A 14,768-nucleotide genomic window follows, 5' to 3' on the forward strand; every position below is an offset into this window, starting at 1 on the left:
CCTTCGTCGGTGTCGAACGTAACGCGGTCGCGCACTCTGACGGTGATGGGTTGAGTGGCCTTATTCATGAAAGGCCCCCAGGAGCAGGCCGACCAGCAGCGCACCGAGAATGAGCAGGGCTGTGAAGAATGCCAGCACGCCGTGGTAGCGGATCTTGCGACGTATCAATGCCGGCTCGATGATCTCGGCAATGCCAACCAGGGCGAAGCCGATAAGCGAATTGAGGCACACGTACATCATGGTTTTCATAGGTCCCTTTCAGTAATAAAAATGCGTGGATATGGGCAGGCGCCGATGGCTGCCCAGGTCGTGACAAGGCGCTTGCGTGCCGCCATGTCGTTTTTTTCGTAAGCCGCGGCTTCCTGCCGGCACGTGTCTTCACACTGCGCGTTCATCGCAGCGGCAAATTTGTCGGTTTCCCGTTCTAGGTCTTTCGATTTTTTATCTATCGCCGACCAGTCGGTAGGCTGGTAGGCCGGCTGCGGATTTTTTTCGTTGAAATCAGCAAGCCGAACTGCTGTTGCTGCTATTTCTTCCGGCGTTAAAACTGAAGTCGATATTTTCTTTTTAGATTTTTTCGTACAGTTATTTACACCAGTCCAAGGTACGTCAAAGACCACAGCCTTGGCGGCGCCGACGACCGTCCACTGATAACGTACCGATTCGTACACGGCGTGCGGATTCCATGCGTGATAAATCCCGCATGGCTTCTCCATCTCATAGGTCGCGTACTTTCCCTCGACTACGGTGCTGCGTGTGGCGATCTTGACTAGCCCTTTGCGCCCGACCATGGGGCCGCCCTGCGCCAGCAGGTAATCGCGGTAGGAGGCTTGCTTGATGGTCTTGACGGTTTTGACACGCTTGCCGTCGACAACATTGATTTCCGTTGCCTTGATGCTCTGTGCAGCCTGCCACGCCGATTTCACCGCGTCAGGCGCATGCAGGATGCTTTCGCTCTTGACGCGCCGTAACTCGCGCCATGGACCGACAGGCGCGCCGCCGACCTGCTGAAATTGCCGGATGCCCCAGGTCTGCGCCCAATAGCAAACTCTCTGACTCGGCTTAATCAGTTCGTCACCGACCAGGTCTTCCACCAGAATATGCTTTTGCCCATCTTCGATGACATGGTGTTCGTCCAGATTCTTGCCATCGGTGTTCTTGGTGACATACTTGATGATGTAACCCGCAGCGGTTCCCTTGCCGGCTTCGATACGCACCAACTTGACACGGTTCTTCTTAGCTCCGCGTTCGTCGCCGTCTTCGCGCATGGCATAAGCTGTCATGACTTTCTCGTAACGCTCCAGGTGTTCGGGCGCGACGAACATCAGCATGTGCCAGTGTGGGCAGCCGTCATGGTGCGGTTCAGCAATACGGAAGCCGTAGGCGTGGATACCGTCGCGGTGCAGCTTGGAGCGGATTTTCTTCCACACGTCGCACAGATAAGCTTGCGCATCGCGTGGCGTCGGTTCGCCAAACGCCTTGTATTTCGGGTTAGGTTCGCCGTTCTTGCTCAGGACGGCATGATATTTACTCGGTGCGGTGATGGTGGCAAAGATGCCGACATGACCCAGGTCGAAAGCGATTTCTTCAAAGCCGCGAATGCGCGTCATCAATTCGCTGTGCCGAATGGATTTATTCGCCGTGCCGAGGGCGGCTAACGCTTCCAGGCTATAGACCTGGCCGTTTTCGTTCTGTATCTCTATGGATGCCAGCAGCTTGGCATTCTGTTTATTACGGCGCTGCTGGCGATAGGCAGTTTCGTTGCTGACATAAGCGCCGGCCTTGAAATGCGTAAAACCCAGGCGGATCGCCATATGTTCGCAGCGGCGCGCATGGACCTTGCGGATGCCGCGTAACCACCAAGCCTTGTCCAGCGCCCGGCGGATAATTTCGGCTTCTTCCTTACCTGCTGGTGCGGCGACGCCGTGGCGGTCACAGTGTTCACGAATGGCCGACACAATGGTGTCTAGCGATTGCAGGTCGGCACAGAATTGGTAACAGGTACGGGCGGCAGTGTCGGCGGCACGATACAGCGCCTCATCGGGCGCATCAGGCGGCAAAATGAAATGATCGGCAGACCAGATCTCGTCAATGACATCGACCTTGTGTTCGTGCTTTTCATAACCGTCGCGGGCGAACAGGTCGCGCAGGGCGCGGCCCATGCGTTTCGGCAGGCCGGTGATGCTCTCGGCGGAATAGAAGCGGTAGCTCATGCCGCGATACCGTCCGATTCGTGACCCGCTGCCGGGAACTGGCTAGGCAACTCGCCGCCTTGCGCACAGCGCAGGACGATTTCAAGTTGCCTGATCAACCGGCGGGCTTCGCAATGCAGCTTGCCACGCTCCAGGGCGTTCAACGATTGCAAGGTGGTGTCACCCTTCTTGCTGCCAATGCCGGCCATATGCGCCAGCATCTGGCGGTCACGCGGCGGGATGCCATTCCAGCGGCCAGCGCGTACACTTTCCTTGTCGCCGGCCAGCATGATGTAGGCGTGTGTCAGGTGTGTGTACGCAATGTCCTGGTGCGCCTGTTGGGAGTGGGTCGCCATGGCTTATCCTCCAATGATGCCGGTGGCTTGCAGCAATGGACCGGCCATCATCAGGAGACAGCCGAGCGTCATCACGCAGAAATCGAGCAGGAATTTTTTAAACGGTTTCATGCTGTCACCTGTTCGTGAGTGACCAGTTCGCCCAAGGCCAGTGCGGGTTGACCGGCGGGTAAGAAGAGCGTCAAGCCGTGTTCACTGCCGTCACTGAAACGGATCATGACTCGTTGCGTGAAAAACCTAGTGCTGCTCGATTCAAAGCAAAGGAATGTTTGCACCGGACTAATCGTGATGCTTTTGACGTTGAGAAAAGTAGTTTCGACGGACATGCTTGCCTTTCTTCAGGGTGAGCGAATCCCGCATGCCTGATATCAGGCATTGCAGGGAATATCGGGAGTGGTAAAACGAACTAGCGGGGGACTACGGCGGCGCTGGGTTGCGAGGTGTTGTCATGGGTGGCTTACAGCGTCAGCGTTAATTGATTGGCGCAGGCATTGCGGACATGCTGCGACACGTGGATACGTACATCAGGATTCGGGATAGCCGACATCGATAAGGTGCGCATCACTTCCAAGCTGGCGACGAAAACGTGGCCGCAATCCGGGTTTTGGCACATGTAGGTGATCTCCTTCATCATGTCCGACATGGTGCGGCTTTTCGCAGCGCGCACACGATAATGACAATGTGGACAAGGAATACTGATGACTCTCATGCGGGTTTCCTGTCTACTGGATACAAGGCGCGGCCTCTGCCGGATATTTGGCGCGATTGCTTGCGCAAGCGCGATTTTGCAAGCCATTCCGCTGCCTGTTGCACCGAATCCAGACCCTGCTGATGGCGTACGCGCTCCAGCAAGTCGTGTTCTGCATCGGTAAGGGTGATATTTTGATCTGGCATCTTTTCGTCGGCTCTTTGTCGGCTTATTGCGGTCTAGGCTTAGGCAGCCTTAGCGCTTACTATTTCACCATCGCTGAGGCCTAGAGCAGCTGCGGCTTCCCGCAATACCAACTGACGCAGCAGTGTGGATGGCTGTTCGCCCTGGTAGTTGGCTAATGCCTTTATCAGGTCATGTTCGTAGTCGTCAAACCGGAGGGTGAGCCGGTTATTGCGGATGCGCTTGGTGTCGGGATACATGGTGGCGTCCTTAACGATTATTGGTAAGAAGCAAGTTCGCGTTTGTAATCGGCCAGGCCGCGAAAGATCAGATAGTGGAGGAACCAGGCAATTGATTCATCTTCGTTCGCCGCGTAGTGTTTAACTTCCACTAACTCAGTTGGCATGAGGCGAACGTTACGCGGCTGGGCAGTGCGTCCCTGAGGGATACGAACGGCTCTAGGCAATATTTTCATGATGTTATGATGTGTAGCTGCTAGGGATGGCGCAACTATATTATGGTAAAACATAATTTGCAATAGATAATTATGCAAAACAATACATTTGGTGAACGATTAAAAGAAGAACGCACGCGGCTTGGCTTAACTCAAGAGGCTTTGGGAGCAGTAGGAGGCGTGAAAAAGCTTTCTCAATTTACTTATGAGCAAGATCAGCGCTTTCCTGACGCTGGTTACCTAATTGCATTAGCTGCTATCGGCGTTGATGTGCAATATGTAATGCTTGGGAAACCGTCAGTTCAGACTCTCACTGACGAGGAAAACGAATTGCTATCAGGTTTCCGGAAGCTGGATCTTCGGGGGAAAGTGAATCTGCTCGGCATGGTGGATGTGGTCAGTAAAACGTCCACGGAGATGGCTAAACCAGCGGCGTCGTCACGCGTGGCGAATCACTTCCAGGAAAAGGTCGATATCAAAGTCGGCCAGCACCTCGTCGGTGATGTCAAGGGCGATAATGTCGTCAATATGGCGAGTGATAAGCCTAAGAAAGCTAAAAAAAAATTGGATAAGTAAAATCTGCGGCTGGCACAGAAACGAGTCTGCCAGCCAATGGTCTATTGGGCAGCTTGTTATGGGTAACGTCCTGATGGCATCCGGTGATCTGGCTGCCTTGCCAGTGGCGCTGCAAAATTCAGCTCGCTTCCATCGCTTGAAACGCATTTTCAAATGGCAGTCGGCCGCATTTATGGCAGCACTGATGACAGGCAACTGGCCGCTATTTCAACAGCCTATTACAACTCTACCGGCACGCTACTGTCGCTCTGCCGATCAAATTTATTCCGTGGGCGATATCATCAAAACCGCCACAGGCGCTTATCGAGAGTGCTTTCAGGATAGTGTCGGTACGCAGCCCTATTGGGGCGAGGAAACTCGACCCCGTTCGCGTTCAGCGTCATTGATGTAGTGCCTCACCACATATTCAAATTTCAAGAAAATAGGATAAATTCAAATGATTAAGCAAATCAAAATGTGGGCGGCATTGGTTCGAGATATTGGCGTAATTCTTGGGGTTCCAGCGTTGGTGTTTATCGCTGTCCAGCTGTATGGCTTTCAAATGCAAGGAATGCAAGCGCAAATTGCCGCTCTAAAAGAGCAAAATGAAGCTCTAAAAGAACGGCAATATGATCGTGCATCAACGATCATCAAGGCACAGAAAGACTTATCAGAAACGGAGCTGGATTTGATCGAAAAATCAATTAATCTGGTTGGCGGTCAGAAAATCAATGTGCGAGATTTCAATAGCAAACTTCTTTGTCTCAACTTGAGCCACACAAAATAATAGTCGCGGTTCAAAATCTACATCAACCTCCGGCATCGTTATTCTCCTTGATGATCTCGCGCCGCTCCCGAATCTTTCCCCATTCGAGTTTTGCGGCGCGTGCTGCCGTCTGCTTGTTGGCGTAGACGTGCTGCAGCGTCTTTGTACTGGCCGTCGCGCCGGCCGCCGGCGCCGTATGTTTTCCCTTGCCGGTCGACGGTGCGAATTCCTGGCCGGTCTTCTTCGTGGCGACGTTGCGCCACTTGGCATACACGCCGGTAATGCCAGGATCTGGGTCGACCTCATCTTCGCGCTCGACCTCTGCTTCCTCGGTGCGTGTCTCCAGCTCGATGCTGCTGGTAAAGCCGGCGTCGCTGATGCTGTGCCGGACCTTGGCCGTCAGCCAGTCCTGATTATCAATATCGATTTTGAATCCGACGACTTCCACAGGCGATTGCGGCATCAGCGCCGGGTCGCCAATTGCCAGCGACAATTCCAAGCTTGCAGCGCCGCGCTGGATGCGCTGCCACTCGGCGACGGCAGCGGCGCGTGCGTCGGCCTCATTCGCATAGGTTGTGCGCAGCCGCTTGCTGTTGCCGGGTAATCCCGCCACCACACTGCGGCGCAGGCCGTGCCGGTCGTCATGCCAGAACACGCGCACGCCGCTGTAGCTATCGCGCTCGGCGCTATGGTAGCGATGCCTGTCGCCCAGGTTGCGCGTGATGCGGATCAACGGCAGGTCGCGGCCCGACGCCGTCTTGCTGCGGCCCGCCGGCATGAACAGCAGCGTGTCGTTTTTCACGGTTGCGGCGGCATCATATTTTTTACCTAACCGGCGCAGGAATGCCGCGTCGCTCTCGCGGGTCTGGTCCAGATGCGCGATCTTTACACCACGCAGCGCCTCGGCAATACCGGCTTTCAGCTCCTGCTGAAACGCGATCACCTCAATCACCGCGCCCAGGGTCGTATCGTGGAAACTGCGTTCGACCGGCTGGCGGAACGTATCGATCAGGCTGGCCGTCCTGGCGCGCAGGGTCAGCAGATCCGGCGCGCCGCTATGCTCGATCTCATCGACCGTAAAGACGCCCTTGTCAATCAAGCCGGATTCCTGCCAGCCGATCTGTACGTTGATCCTGGCGCCCTTGCTTGGTATCGCAAGCTGGCCGTCCGTATCGGACAGGGTAATGCTCAGTTCGTCGGCGCTGTCGCTACGGCACTCGGTCAGGTCGAGACTGACCAGGCGCGGCGCGAATTTCCCCGTAATGTCCTGGCCGTCCAGCGTGATTTTGAAAGCAGGGATCGGGTAGTCCATCAGAACAGGCTCCGCATGCTGTTGGCGACATTGTTGAACGTCGAAGCGCCGGTATTGATGGCGTTGCTGGCGCTGTTGCTGATGCCCTCCAGGCTCAACATGTTTTTGATGCTACCCAGGTCGCCCAGTGTATTGAGCAAGCCCAGCACGGATTCGTCGGTACGCTCCAGGGTGATCGAAAATTCGATATTGCCGGCGTCGCCGTCCTGTCTCAGCACCGTGCGGCCCTCGGTCATGCCGGTGATGACGTAGGACCCCAGGATGCGCCCGGTCCCCGCAATCAGAATCCACGACTTGCCGGTATCGCCCATCAGGCGCAAGGCATCCAGAGAATACACGCTGCCGGTCAGCTCCGGCGCGATCCAGCCGGACAGCGTGATCGTGTCGTCGCCTTTGCCGGTGTACTGGCGGGCATTGCGGGCGCCGACCCGCGACGTACTCGGGTGCTTCCAATCGGTTTTGCGTTGCAGCTCCTGGTAAGCCAGGGTCGGCAGGCTAAAGACAAACATGCCCAGGGTCATCATCATGGTAATAAAATCCTTAAAAGTGATTGTCGGACAGGCTGGAGCGCGTACGCACTGCCTTCTGTCTGTCTCGCTCTTCCATCGCCAGCATGACGGCGTGGGCAATGGCCTGGTCGTCCATGCCAGGCTGCGTTTGAACGATGATCTGGATCGTGTCACCCTGGACCACGACGCTGGCGCCAGCGGCACGCGGCGCAATGGGTGGGCGCGTATCGAAGGACAGCGCCGGCATGGCCGTCGCACCGATGGCGATGCCGGCGCCAAGCTGGGTCAGCCGCTTGGCAAGACCGCTGACCTGGTTGATCGGCGCATCCTGTCCATTCTCGATGCCGAGCGCCAGCCCTTCGGTGATAAAGCCACCGAATCGGCTAAAGACACGGCTAGGGCTGTGAATCTCCTGTTCCTTCGCGAAGGTCATGCCGACCATTGCCCCGAGCTGCTTGATTTTGTCTTTCAGGAAACCGAAGCCGGACGTAATCCCATTGACCAGGCCCTGGATGATGTTGGCGCCGAACTCGGTAAATGTCCCCGGCAGCTCAACACCGAACCAACTCATGACCCCGGCAAATGCCTTATAGAACAGCCCCAGCGGCGACCAGTTCATGATTAACGCGCTAACGCCCCCGATACCGCCGTCGAATGCTGTTTTCACATCGGCCCACAAGCCGCCGGCAAAGGTCTTGATGGTTTCCCATACACGATTAAACCGCTCGGTGATGCCATCCCACAGATCGCTAAAGAACGCCTTGAGCGGTTCCCAATTTTTATAGATGAGGTAGGCCAATACCGCAATGAGGGTAATCAGCAACACAATCGGGTTCGTCAGCAAGGCTCGGCCCAGCCACAAGACGGTTTTGCCGACCGTCATCAAGCCGCCGCTAATGCCGCGCAGGATTGGCGTGAGTACGCCACCGGCGACCCCCATCTTGGCGAACATGACATGCAACATGGCATAGGGGCCGATCAAGGCGGCCAGGCCCAGCATCAGCGGACCCAGCACGACCAGGATGCCGGCGAGGATGCCGAAGCCGACAATCATCGCCTTGGCCGTGGCTGGGTTGCGCTCCATGAAGCCGTTCAAGCCTTCCAAGGCTTTCGTCACGGTCTCGATGGCGCTGGAATACAACGGCAGGATTTTTTCGCCCATCGTCAGCTGGAGGTCGGCCAACTTGGCGTGCGCGTCCATTTCCTTGCCGGCGGCCTGTTCGCGGGCCAGCGGTTCCAGCTGGTCCACATCGTAGGCGCCTTCGTTTAAATTCCGATTCTTGTGGATCTGGGCGCGCTGCAAGTACATGTTCGCCATCAGGTCGCCGGCCTTGCGATTGGTAAACAGGCTGCCGATGGTGTCGAGGATCTTGTCTTTGCCGGTAATGCCGTTTTTTTCCAACTGTGGCAACAGGACCTTTTCCATCCACTCAAACTGGCTTTTCTTGAACAGGTCGGAACCCAGCAACGCACCAGGGTTCAGCTGGGCTGTCTGGCCGACCTTGTCCGGCACGACCTTGGTGTGATCGCCAATCAGGCCTAGCTTGTCCAGATTGATCGCGGCCCGCTTGCTGGTGCGTCCCTGGTACAGATTGTTATAGCTCGACATCAGGCCGTTACCGACGCCAAAGCCGCCCAGCTCCTGCACCAGCGGTTCCAGCTCGTAGTAAAACGACTTTTCGTCCATGCCCTTGGCGGCAATACCGCCGGTCTTGATGAGGTTTAGCCACTCGGTAGGGCCGACCCGGCCGCCGGTCGCAGAAATGACTTTCTGCACCATGTTGGCCTGCTCGTGGAATTTCTCCGAACTGGCCGTACCGCCGCGCACCTCGATGACCTTCAGCATGTCCATGAACTTGCGTTCATTCTCTCCGCCGGCTTCCTCGCCATAAAACGCTTTATTCGCAAATTTCATCTTCGCCAGCATGGGCGCGACCATCTGCGCGTGCGGCAGATCGCCAAACACGGACATGCTGTCGCGCACTAGCTCCAGGTTTTCGGCATGGCTGGTGCCGTAGGTCTGCATGTTGCGGGCGTAGCTCTCGGCGTCGGCGCTGACCTTCGGTCCCAGGCCCAGGGCAGTAATGCGGCCCTTCTCGGTCTGATAGTGCTTCGCCTCTTTCAAGCCAGTGACCAAGGGCGCGCCCACGGCGGCGCCGGCCACCGTCGCACCGATGCCGGCAGCAGCGACATTGCCGGCGGTCGTGCGTAGCTTGTCGGCATGCTGGCGGGCGCCGGCGACCTTTTGCTGCTGCGCGCCGACTGCCGCCAGCTTCTTCTGCTGGGCGGTGAGTTCGGCATTGGTAAAGGCGATGCTGTCCTTCAGCCAAGTCTGTGCGGACCCCAGCTTGCGCGTATCGATGCCGGCGCCGGACAAGCGGGAGCGCAAGATCTGCATTTGTTCGCCTTGCTGCTGGCCGGCCTGTTTCAAGGCGCTGGCCGACTTCACGGCGGCATTAAGTTCGCGGGTCATGGCGCGCGTGGGCGTGGTGGTCTGCTGCATCCTCTGCGCCAGGGCGGCAATCTGCTGTTGCGTCTCGCGCAGCTTGCCAGAGCTGGTCTGCAAGCCGGCATTCAGTTCGCGGAAACGCCCAACATCTTTTTGCTGGGCGTTCAGTTCCTTCAATCTGTCATTGTTGGCCTTGATGGCTTTGCCGAGGGCGGACGACTCGCCGGTGATTTTTTTTAAGGGGCCGGTCAGCTTGTCCAGCGCCGCGAAGACCACCTGTAACCGCAATTGCTTGTCACTCATCCTAGTTTCCTATTCTTCCGCGCCGCTGCGCACCCTGGCGCGTTCTCGCCAGGCCATCAAGTCAGTAATATCCAGTTCATCCATGGCCTGCGGCGGCCAGTGAAACACCACCGCAATATCGGCCATCGGATCTTCTACTCTGTCCGGAAGGCCGCCAGCCGATCCGCTCTCTTCACCAAAAAAATGGCAACCTCCGCGCCGATCTCGGTCAGGTCCGCCGGGTCCATGCCGGCGACTTCGTGCGCGGTCAGGGTCGGTTGTGTGATACGCGGCAAGACGGTCTGCAAGGCGGCCACGCTGAGATTGCCCAGCTCCATCAGAGACACGCCGCGCAGTTCGCCGGCTTTCGGGCGGCGGATGGTGATTTCGCTGATGAAGTCGTCGCCGCGCTTGATCGGTTCGTCCAGGGTGATCGACTTGGAGATAGCGGTCTTGGAAACGGTAGATGTGTTTTTCATGGTGTGGTCCTAAAAGTAAAAAATAAAAAGGGGTTGGGGTTGTTCTTGATCTGGCTTACAGGCCGATAGCGCGGCGCAGATCGGCATTGCGATCTACGCCGCCGACCTTCTCAACGCCGTTGATGAAATCGAATTCAAAAATAGGTTGGTTATCGATGGTCAGCTTGTAGTAGCTGCATGCGGTCGTGTATTTCTGATTGGTGTCTTCGGCAGACTTGGCGTTACCCATGTCGATTTCCTTATGGCGGCCTCGCACGACGATTTCCACGGTCGATACGGTGCCGCTGTCATCGTCTTCATAGCCACCGGAGAAACGCAGCTGGGTAGCGTTGTGGCTGCGGGCGCCATACTGGAGCAAGGCGTCGCGCAGGATGCCGCCGGCGGTCCATTCCAGCGTGATCGCTTCATTACCGAAATCCACCGATACCGGGCCGGTCATGCCGGCGGCGCGGTACTCCTCCATCTTGCGGGAGAGTTTCGGCAAGGTGATTTCCGTGACCTGACCGAAGTAGGAATTACCGCTATCGAACAGATTAAACAGTTTCAATTTTTTAGGCATGCCCATGGTGTGATGCTCTCTTTCTGTAATTGGTTAAGCGTTGACGGCGGCGGCGAAGTCGGCCAGGTAGCGGTCAGTGATGCGCTGCTGGAACATCAAATTTTCCAGCGGCGGCACAGGCGTATAGTCGTAATCGATCGTCAGCCGGCCATCCTTCAAACTTTCCTTTTCGTTGAACTGTGGATCGCACCAGGCGCTGCCGCCGATCAGATAGCCGCGCTTGACCAGGTCGCGGAATTTGGCGTTGATGCTCTCGACCAGGTCTTTTGCCAGGGACGGGTGCAAGGGCTTGTCGGCATAGGTCATATGCGCCTCGGCAATCGTGTCGGCCAGCACCTGGGCGGTGCGCGTGTAGTTCTCAAAATGGAAGAATTCCGGCGTTTCGCAAGTGCGCGAACCCCAGAAGCGGAAGCCGCCGCTGTTAATCAGCGTGGTGACTTCCTTGGCGTTCAGGAAGCCGGCATCGGTGGCCGGATCTTGCAGGTCCCAAAACACATCTGCCGAAATGCCCGTCGGGCCGTTGACGACCATGTTCGATAAAGTCTTGTGCCAGCCGATCTCTTCGTCCAGTTTGGCGCGCAGGCCCAGGGCGTAGGCGACTGCGGAAATATTGACGTCCGCGTTGGTGGCCGTGTCCCAGCTCACAAAATCCGGCCAGATCAGCATCAGCTCGCGCTGGCCGAAATCCTTCCGATACAGCACGGCGTCTTCCTTGGTCAGACAGCCATGTGCCGACGCATAGACAAAGCCGCGCAACTTTTGGGCCACGCTGACCATGGCGTTCGTCACGGCCTTGGTGTCCAGACCTGGCGCGCCCAGGATGCGCGGCTTGATACCGAGCTTGCTTTGGGCGGCCAGCAGCGCCTTGACGCCGGTGTACTTGCCGGCCGCGGTTGTGGTGCCGATCACATTCGAGGTGGTTTCGGCTTCATCCTTACCCTCGGCCACGCGCACTACAACGGTGAACGGCTTGGTTTGCGCGCCGATGGCGTCCAGGGCGCGGCGCAGTGTGCCTTTGACGCCCGCTTTGCCGATAGCGGCGGGCACGTTGGTCAGCAGGACCGGCGTGTCGAGTGGGAAGGCGACCGGGTCGGCATCCTCGGCGGTGGCGACCAAGCCGATGACGGCGGTGCTGATGGTGCGGATCGGGCGGGTGCCGTCGTTCTTTTCGATGACGCGCACGCCATGGTGGTAATCAGTAGGCATTTTTTCTCCTGTAAATGAGGTAAATAATTAAATCGCTGGGGTGTCTGGTGCGACCGGCCAGGTGAGGCAATGCGGGAAGCCCTCCTGGTCAGGTAAGCGGTTGAGGCCGACCCGGTAAATCTTCCAGGCGCGCAGCAGCGCGACATCGGCGGCGCTGGCGTCGTCCACGTCGACACGGTCCTGGTATTTGGTCACTTCGACATTGGCGCGGCGCAGCTCACGAGATAGGCGCTCTTGCACGGCCTCCAGCAGTTCGGCATCGGTCGGGAAGTAATTCGGCACTTTGGCGGCCTTCATTGACGCGCATGCTGCATAGATCGCCCGGCCGTGTTCCTCGATATCATCCGCGCGGGCCAGGAACGTCACGTAATCGTCCCAGGCGTCAAATTTGACGGAACACTGAAAGCCGATAGGCAGGCGAATGATGTCCTTGATATCGCTATAGGCGAACGGGTGGGGTCGTTCCTGTTCCTCGGCTGGCACGAAGGTCGGCGCCGGTTGTGGATCAATCAAGACCGGCGGTGGCTGATCCGGCAAAGTGAATGCCGGCGCGGTTGCTTGTTCTTCGATGCTCTCGGCGGCCACGTCCGCCGTGGTGCTTCTTTTCTTCGTTACCATTACGCTACCCTTTGCCATAACACTGCACTTGATTCATTACCTTCCACCGCACCCGACCCATAGTCGTAGACCTGGCCGCGTTGTTCCCATGCACCCGGCAGGCCGCTGGTACTCTTGTTTTTGATCAGAACGTAACCGCCGACCCCGCCATGCTGTAGGCCTTGACCGGTCAGCTGATGGGCATACACCGACGTCACGCTAGATGACACGGCCATCGCAGCGCGGTTGTAGATAGAAAACACGCTGGCACCGGCTTCTATGCCAAGCACGTAATAGGGTTGATTGGCTGGCGGATTCTCGGCAAAGCGCAATGGAAAACCGCTCCAGGTCCGCGCATTGCCGACGTTGAGATTGCTGGTCGCGCAAAGCCGTGCGCCGGTTGGGCCGTCACTGCCCCAGACATAGGTTGTTTGTCCACCTGGATCGGACCAGCTCATCCGCATATAGCTATTGCCATTACTGATGTTTTCCGCATTCGATGCGCCGCCGGCACTGCCCGCATACGCCACTCTGAAAGCGGACGGGTTGTAGACATTGATCTCCCCTGGCGTGTTACCGCCCAGCATCCAGGTCGGCTGTCCATCTTGCCCCGACCAATGCAAAGAAAATCCTGGGCCGGTGGCTTTACTGCCAGGATCGAAATTGCGGCTGGTCCACGCCTCTACCCACGCACTCCATTTATCCGCGCCGGCGCCAATATTGACCCGTGTGAGCGTCTGGTTATCGGTCGTCATGGCGCGTTGCATCAGCCAATTGCCATTCGAGGGCGTCGCGGCTCCGGTGAGCGATGAAGTAAATACCTGGCCATAGGCGCTTGGCCTATTGGCTGTTGCCTCTTGCGTGTACGTTGACCAGCCCAGGGGAGGCATATTCAAATCCGTCGCCATCGGCATCGGTCCATCTGGCAGCGTGCCGTTCTGACCTGCGTGGAGCAAGCGCTGATACTTCTCCCAGGCGTTGCTTTTGCCGGTACGGTGAAACAGGTTGCCATTGGCAGTAAAGCCCAGCTGATGCGCTGGACCGCCGGAAAAATCGTCGCCCGCTCCCCATTGCCTGAACGTGATCACGCCATGCTGGGTGCCGCCCTCCAAAAGGTTGCCGGCATCATTGTTTCGGAAGTCGAAATAGACGCCTTGATTGCGGTCCTTTGGCGCGTAGCTAGTCGCACGGTCATCGGCAACGATCACACTGTTCAACCGGTCGCCGACCGCCTGGGTAGGTTTGTAAGCCAGCGTGTCCTGCTTGGACGCAGGATCAAACGTCACGGAGTCCCACAACAGCTTCCAGTCACTGCCTTTAAATGGCTGTGCGGCTCCCAGGAAGCCGGATCGCTGCCAGGTACGGTGTTTAATCGATGCCTCTGTATAGACCTGATGCACGAACTGGCCACCGTTCTCGGTCGTCAGCGTGCCGTAACCGTCGGCGCCCATGGGCAGTCTGGTGGCGGCGATGATGCCGCGATCATTGGCGACAAAAACATCGCGCACACCGGTATCCAGCAAGGTGTTGCAATCGGTATCACTATCGGTGACGGCCGGCAGCTTGTGGAAATACAGCGCATTGCCACGTCCCGGCGTCAGGTATTGCTGATGCGGATCGACGGCCGCCAGGTGTTTGGCGATGGTCTGCGCCAGGGCCGGCGTCAAGCCGGCAGGCGTCACGGCGCGGGTGCCGTCCGTGCCGGCGACGGTCTCATCGCCGGTCGCCAGCTCGGTCACGCCCTGGCGGTCAACGGTGGCGGGCGGGTTCGTGAAATTGGCATCGCCGAAGGTCAGCGAGGTGGCTTTGATATCCGCAAACACCACGTCAGCAGCCAGCAACATCATCGACTGCGTGGATTTCTGCAAGATCGGTTCCGGTTGGCTATAGACGCCCAGGAGAACGCCATTGGAGAGCCAGTAGCCGATACCGCGCATGGTGTAGGTATCGCTGCTGTCGTCGCGGACGGTGACGTGCATCGTGTCGGGCGCCACGACTTCACCGGAAATGGTCTTGATGCGTTTGATCTCACCGGGCAAGGCGATCGTTTCTTTGCCGACGGTGAAAACTGCAGCAGTAATGCCGATTTCAGTAATCTTGAGCGGCGCCGTACCGTTGTGTTCGGCATTGACCAAGGCGGCGCGGCCGGCATTGGTGATGATAATTTGGAGTCCAGGCATA

Annotated in this window: 20 protein-coding genes; 3 read left to right on the forward strand and 17 right to left on the reverse strand. The window is 57.5% G+C overall.

The window, feature by feature from the left end; all coding sequences use genetic code 11:
- Nucleotides 1-60 precede the first annotated feature (60 nt).
- The 8 genes from BCF11_RS16895 to BCF11_RS27620 all read right to left on the reverse strand — a co-directional run bounded on the left by BCF11_RS16895 (nt 61) and on the right by BCF11_RS27620 (nt 3,894).
- Nucleotides 61-249, reverse strand: coding sequence for a hypothetical protein (locus tag BCF11_RS16895; protein ID WP_098495769.1), 189 nt, complete (start codon nt 247-249; stop codon nt 61-63).
- Nucleotides 246-2,213: a replication endonuclease gene (locus BCF11_RS16900; protein WP_098495770.1), complete on the reverse strand. Its 1,968-nt coding sequence runs from the start codon at nt 2,211-2,213 to the stop codon at nt 246-248. The genes BCF11_RS16895 and BCF11_RS16900 overlap by 4 nt, the downstream gene beginning before the upstream one ends.
- Complete coding sequence (locus BCF11_RS16905) at nt 2,210-2,548, reverse strand: hypothetical protein (protein ID WP_098495771.1); 339 nt, start codon at nt 2,546-2,548, stop codon at nt 2,210-2,212. Before BCF11_RS16905 ends, BCF11_RS16900 begins: the two co-directional genes overlap by 4 nt.
- Before the next feature lie 107 nt (nt 2,549-2,655).
- Nucleotides 2,656-2,874, reverse strand: a complete 219-nt coding sequence (locus BCF11_RS16910) for a hypothetical protein (protein ID WP_098495772.1) — start codon at nt 2,872-2,874, stop codon at nt 2,656-2,658.
- Nucleotides 2,875-3,005: 131 nt separating this feature from the next.
- Entirely contained in the window at nt 3,006-3,257 is a 252-nt protein-coding gene (locus BCF11_RS16915; protein WP_098495773.1) for an ogr/Delta-like zinc finger family protein, read from the reverse strand.
- Nucleotides 3,254-3,442 carry a hypothetical protein gene (locus BCF11_RS16920; RefSeq protein WP_098495774.1) on the reverse strand — a complete coding sequence of 63 codons (189 nt, stop codon included), beginning with the start codon at nt 3,440-3,442 and terminating at the stop codon, nt 3,254-3,256. The genes BCF11_RS16915 and BCF11_RS16920 overlap by 4 nt, the downstream gene beginning before the upstream one ends.
- Nucleotides 3,443-3,481: 39 nt before the next feature.
- Entirely contained in the window at nt 3,482-3,679 is a 198-nt protein-coding gene (locus tag BCF11_RS16925) for a hypothetical protein (protein ID WP_098495775.1), read from the reverse strand.
- A gap of 17 nt (nt 3,680-3,696) precedes the next feature.
- Nucleotides 3,697-3,894, reverse strand: coding sequence for a hypothetical protein (locus BCF11_RS27620; protein ID WP_143751357.1), 198 nt, complete (start codon nt 3,892-3,894; stop codon nt 3,697-3,699).
- Between the two features lie 72 nt (nt 3,895-3,966).
- Between BCF11_RS27620 and BCF11_RS16930 the strand changes: the two genes are divergently transcribed.
- Genes BCF11_RS16930 through BCF11_RS16935 form a run of 3 tightly spaced genes read left to right on the forward strand, consistent with a single transcriptional unit; the run spans nt 3,967 to nt 5,215 of the window.
- Entirely contained in the window at nt 3,967-4,449 is a 483-nt protein-coding gene (locus tag BCF11_RS16930) for a helix-turn-helix domain-containing protein (protein ID WP_098495776.1), read from the forward strand.
- Between the two features lie 58 nt (nt 4,450-4,507).
- Nucleotides 4,508-4,840 (forward strand): hypothetical protein, encoded by a 333-nt coding sequence (locus BCF11_RS27625; RefSeq protein ID WP_143751358.1) that lies wholly within the window; start codon nt 4,508-4,510, stop codon nt 4,838-4,840.
- A 45-nt stretch (nt 4,841-4,885) separates the two neighbouring features.
- A complete protein-coding gene (locus BCF11_RS16935; RefSeq protein ID WP_098495777.1) occupies nt 4,886-5,215 on the forward strand; it encodes a hypothetical protein in 330 nt (109 codons plus the stop codon).
- Nucleotides 5,216-5,237: 22 nt separating this feature from the next.
- Here BCF11_RS16935 and BCF11_RS16940 read toward each other — a convergent pair whose 3' ends face one another.
- Genes BCF11_RS16940 through BCF11_RS16980 form a run of 9 tightly spaced genes read right to left on the reverse strand, consistent with a single transcriptional unit; the run spans nt 5,238 to nt 14,767 of the window.
- On the reverse strand, nt 5,238-6,506 hold the full coding sequence (locus BCF11_RS16940; protein ID WP_098495778.1) for a contractile injection system protein, VgrG/Pvc8 family: 1,269 nt from the start codon (nt 6,504-6,506) through the stop codon (nt 5,238-5,240).
- Nucleotides 6,506-7,033 (reverse strand): phage tail protein, encoded by a 528-nt coding sequence (locus tag BCF11_RS16945; protein WP_098495779.1) that lies wholly within the window; start codon nt 7,031-7,033, stop codon nt 6,506-6,508. The genes BCF11_RS16940 and BCF11_RS16945 overlap by 1 nt, the downstream gene beginning before the upstream one ends.
- A gap of 13 nt (nt 7,034-7,046) precedes the next feature.
- Nucleotides 7,047-9,767, reverse strand: coding sequence for a phage tail tape measure protein (locus BCF11_RS16950; protein ID WP_098495780.1), 2,721 nt, complete (start codon nt 9,765-9,767; stop codon nt 7,047-7,049).
- Nucleotides 9,768-9,776: 9 nt separating this feature from the next.
- On the reverse strand, nt 9,777-9,893 hold the full coding sequence (locus BCF11_RS16955) for a GpE family phage tail protein (RefSeq protein WP_098495660.1): 117 nt from the start codon (nt 9,891-9,893) through the stop codon (nt 9,777-9,779).
- A gap of 8 nt (nt 9,894-9,901) precedes the next feature.
- Nucleotides 9,902-10,225 (reverse strand): phage tail assembly protein, encoded by a 324-nt coding sequence (locus BCF11_RS16960; protein WP_098495781.1) that lies wholly within the window; start codon nt 10,223-10,225, stop codon nt 9,902-9,904.
- Between the two features lie 55 nt (nt 10,226-10,280).
- Nucleotides 10,281-10,790, reverse strand: a complete 510-nt coding sequence (locus BCF11_RS16965; RefSeq protein WP_098495782.1) for a phage major tail tube protein — start codon at nt 10,788-10,790, stop codon at nt 10,281-10,283.
- 27 nt (nt 10,791-10,817) lie between these two features.
- Nucleotides 10,818-11,990: a phage tail sheath protein gene (locus BCF11_RS16970; protein WP_098495783.1), complete on the reverse strand. Its 1,173-nt coding sequence runs from the start codon at nt 11,988-11,990 to the stop codon at nt 10,818-10,820.
- A 27-nt stretch (nt 11,991-12,017) separates the two neighbouring features.
- Entirely contained in the window at nt 12,018-12,608 is a 591-nt protein-coding gene (locus BCF11_RS16975) for a tail fiber assembly protein (RefSeq protein ID WP_098495784.1), read from the reverse strand.
- Nucleotides 12,608-14,767: a hypothetical protein gene (locus tag BCF11_RS16980; protein ID WP_098495785.1), complete on the reverse strand. Its 2,160-nt coding sequence runs from the start codon at nt 14,765-14,767 to the stop codon at nt 12,608-12,610. Before BCF11_RS16980 ends, BCF11_RS16975 begins: the two co-directional genes overlap by 1 nt.
- Nucleotide 14,768 lies beyond the last annotated feature (1 nt).

The organism is Collimonas sp. PA-H2 (assembly GCF_002564105.1).
Classification (GTDB): Bacteria; Pseudomonadota; Gammaproteobacteria; order Burkholderiales; family Burkholderiaceae_D; genus Collimonas.

What these genes read in the sequence shown, in the direction of transcription:
- BCF11_RS16895 (WP_098495769.1), bottom strand. Translation starts at nt 249, where the DNA reads ATGAAAACCATGATGTACGTGTGCCTCAATTCGCTTATCGGCTTCGCC.
- BCF11_RS16900 (WP_098495770.1), bottom strand. Translation starts at nt 2,213, where the DNA reads ATGAGCTACCGCTTCTATTCCGCCGAGAGCATCACCGGCCTGCCGAAA.
- BCF11_RS16905 (WP_098495771.1), bottom strand. Translation starts at nt 2,548, where the DNA reads ATGGCGACCCACTCCCAACAGGCGCACCAGGACATTGCGTACACACAC.
- BCF11_RS16910 (WP_098495772.1), bottom strand. Translation starts at nt 2,874, where the DNA reads ATGTCCGTCGAAACTACTTTTCTCAACGTCAAAAGCATCACGATTAGT.
- BCF11_RS16915 (WP_098495773.1), bottom strand. Translation starts at nt 3,257, where the DNA reads ATGAGAGTCATCAGTATTCCTTGTCCACATTGTCATTATCGTGTGCGC.
- BCF11_RS16920 (WP_098495774.1), bottom strand. Translation starts at nt 3,442, where the DNA reads ATGCCAGATCAAAATATCACCCTTACCGATGCAGAACACGACTTGCTG.
- BCF11_RS16925 (WP_098495775.1), bottom strand. Translation starts at nt 3,679, where the DNA reads ATGTATCCCGACACCAAGCGCATCCGCAATAACCGGCTCACCCTCCGG.
- BCF11_RS27620 (WP_143751357.1), bottom strand. Translation starts at nt 3,894, where the DNA reads ATGAAAATATTGCCTAGAGCCGTTCGTATCCCTCAGGGACGCACTGCC.
- BCF11_RS16930 (WP_098495776.1), top strand. Translation starts at nt 3,967, where the DNA reads ATGCAAAACAATACATTTGGTGAACGATTAAAAGAAGAACGCACGCGG.
- BCF11_RS27625 (WP_143751358.1), top strand. Translation starts at nt 4,508, where the DNA reads ATGGGTAACGTCCTGATGGCATCCGGTGATCTGGCTGCCTTGCCAGTG.
- BCF11_RS16935 (WP_098495777.1), top strand. Translation starts at nt 4,886, where the DNA reads ATGATTAAGCAAATCAAAATGTGGGCGGCATTGGTTCGAGATATTGGC.
- BCF11_RS16940 (WP_098495778.1), bottom strand. Translation starts at nt 6,506, where the DNA reads ATGGACTACCCGATCCCTGCTTTCAAAATCACGCTGGACGGCCAGGAC.
- BCF11_RS16945 (WP_098495779.1), bottom strand. Translation starts at nt 7,033, where the DNA reads ATGATGATGACCCTGGGCATGTTTGTCTTTAGCCTGCCGACCCTGGCT.
- BCF11_RS16950 (WP_098495780.1), bottom strand. Translation starts at nt 9,767, where the DNA reads ATGAGTGACAAGCAATTGCGGTTACAGGTGGTCTTCGCGGCGCTGGAC.
- BCF11_RS16955 (WP_098495660.1), bottom strand. Translation starts at nt 9,893, where the DNA reads ATGGCCGATATTGCGGTGGTGTTTCACTGGCCGCCGCAGGCCATGGAT.
- BCF11_RS16960 (WP_098495781.1), bottom strand. Translation starts at nt 10,225, where the DNA reads ATGAAAAACACATCTACCGTTTCCAAGACCGCTATCTCCAAGTCGATC.
- BCF11_RS16965 (WP_098495782.1), bottom strand. Translation starts at nt 10,790, where the DNA reads ATGGGCATGCCTAAAAAATTGAAACTGTTTAATCTGTTCGATAGCGGT.
- BCF11_RS16970 (WP_098495783.1), bottom strand. Translation starts at nt 11,990, where the DNA reads ATGCCTACTGATTACCACCATGGCGTGCGCGTCATCGAAAAGAACGAC.
- BCF11_RS16975 (WP_098495784.1), bottom strand. Translation starts at nt 12,608, where the DNA reads ATGGTAACGAAGAAAAGAAGCACCACGGCGGACGTGGCCGCCGAGAGC.
- BCF11_RS16980 (WP_098495785.1), bottom strand. Translation starts at nt 14,767, where the DNA reads ATGCCTGGACTCCAAATTATCATCACCAATGCCGGCCGCGCCGCCTTG.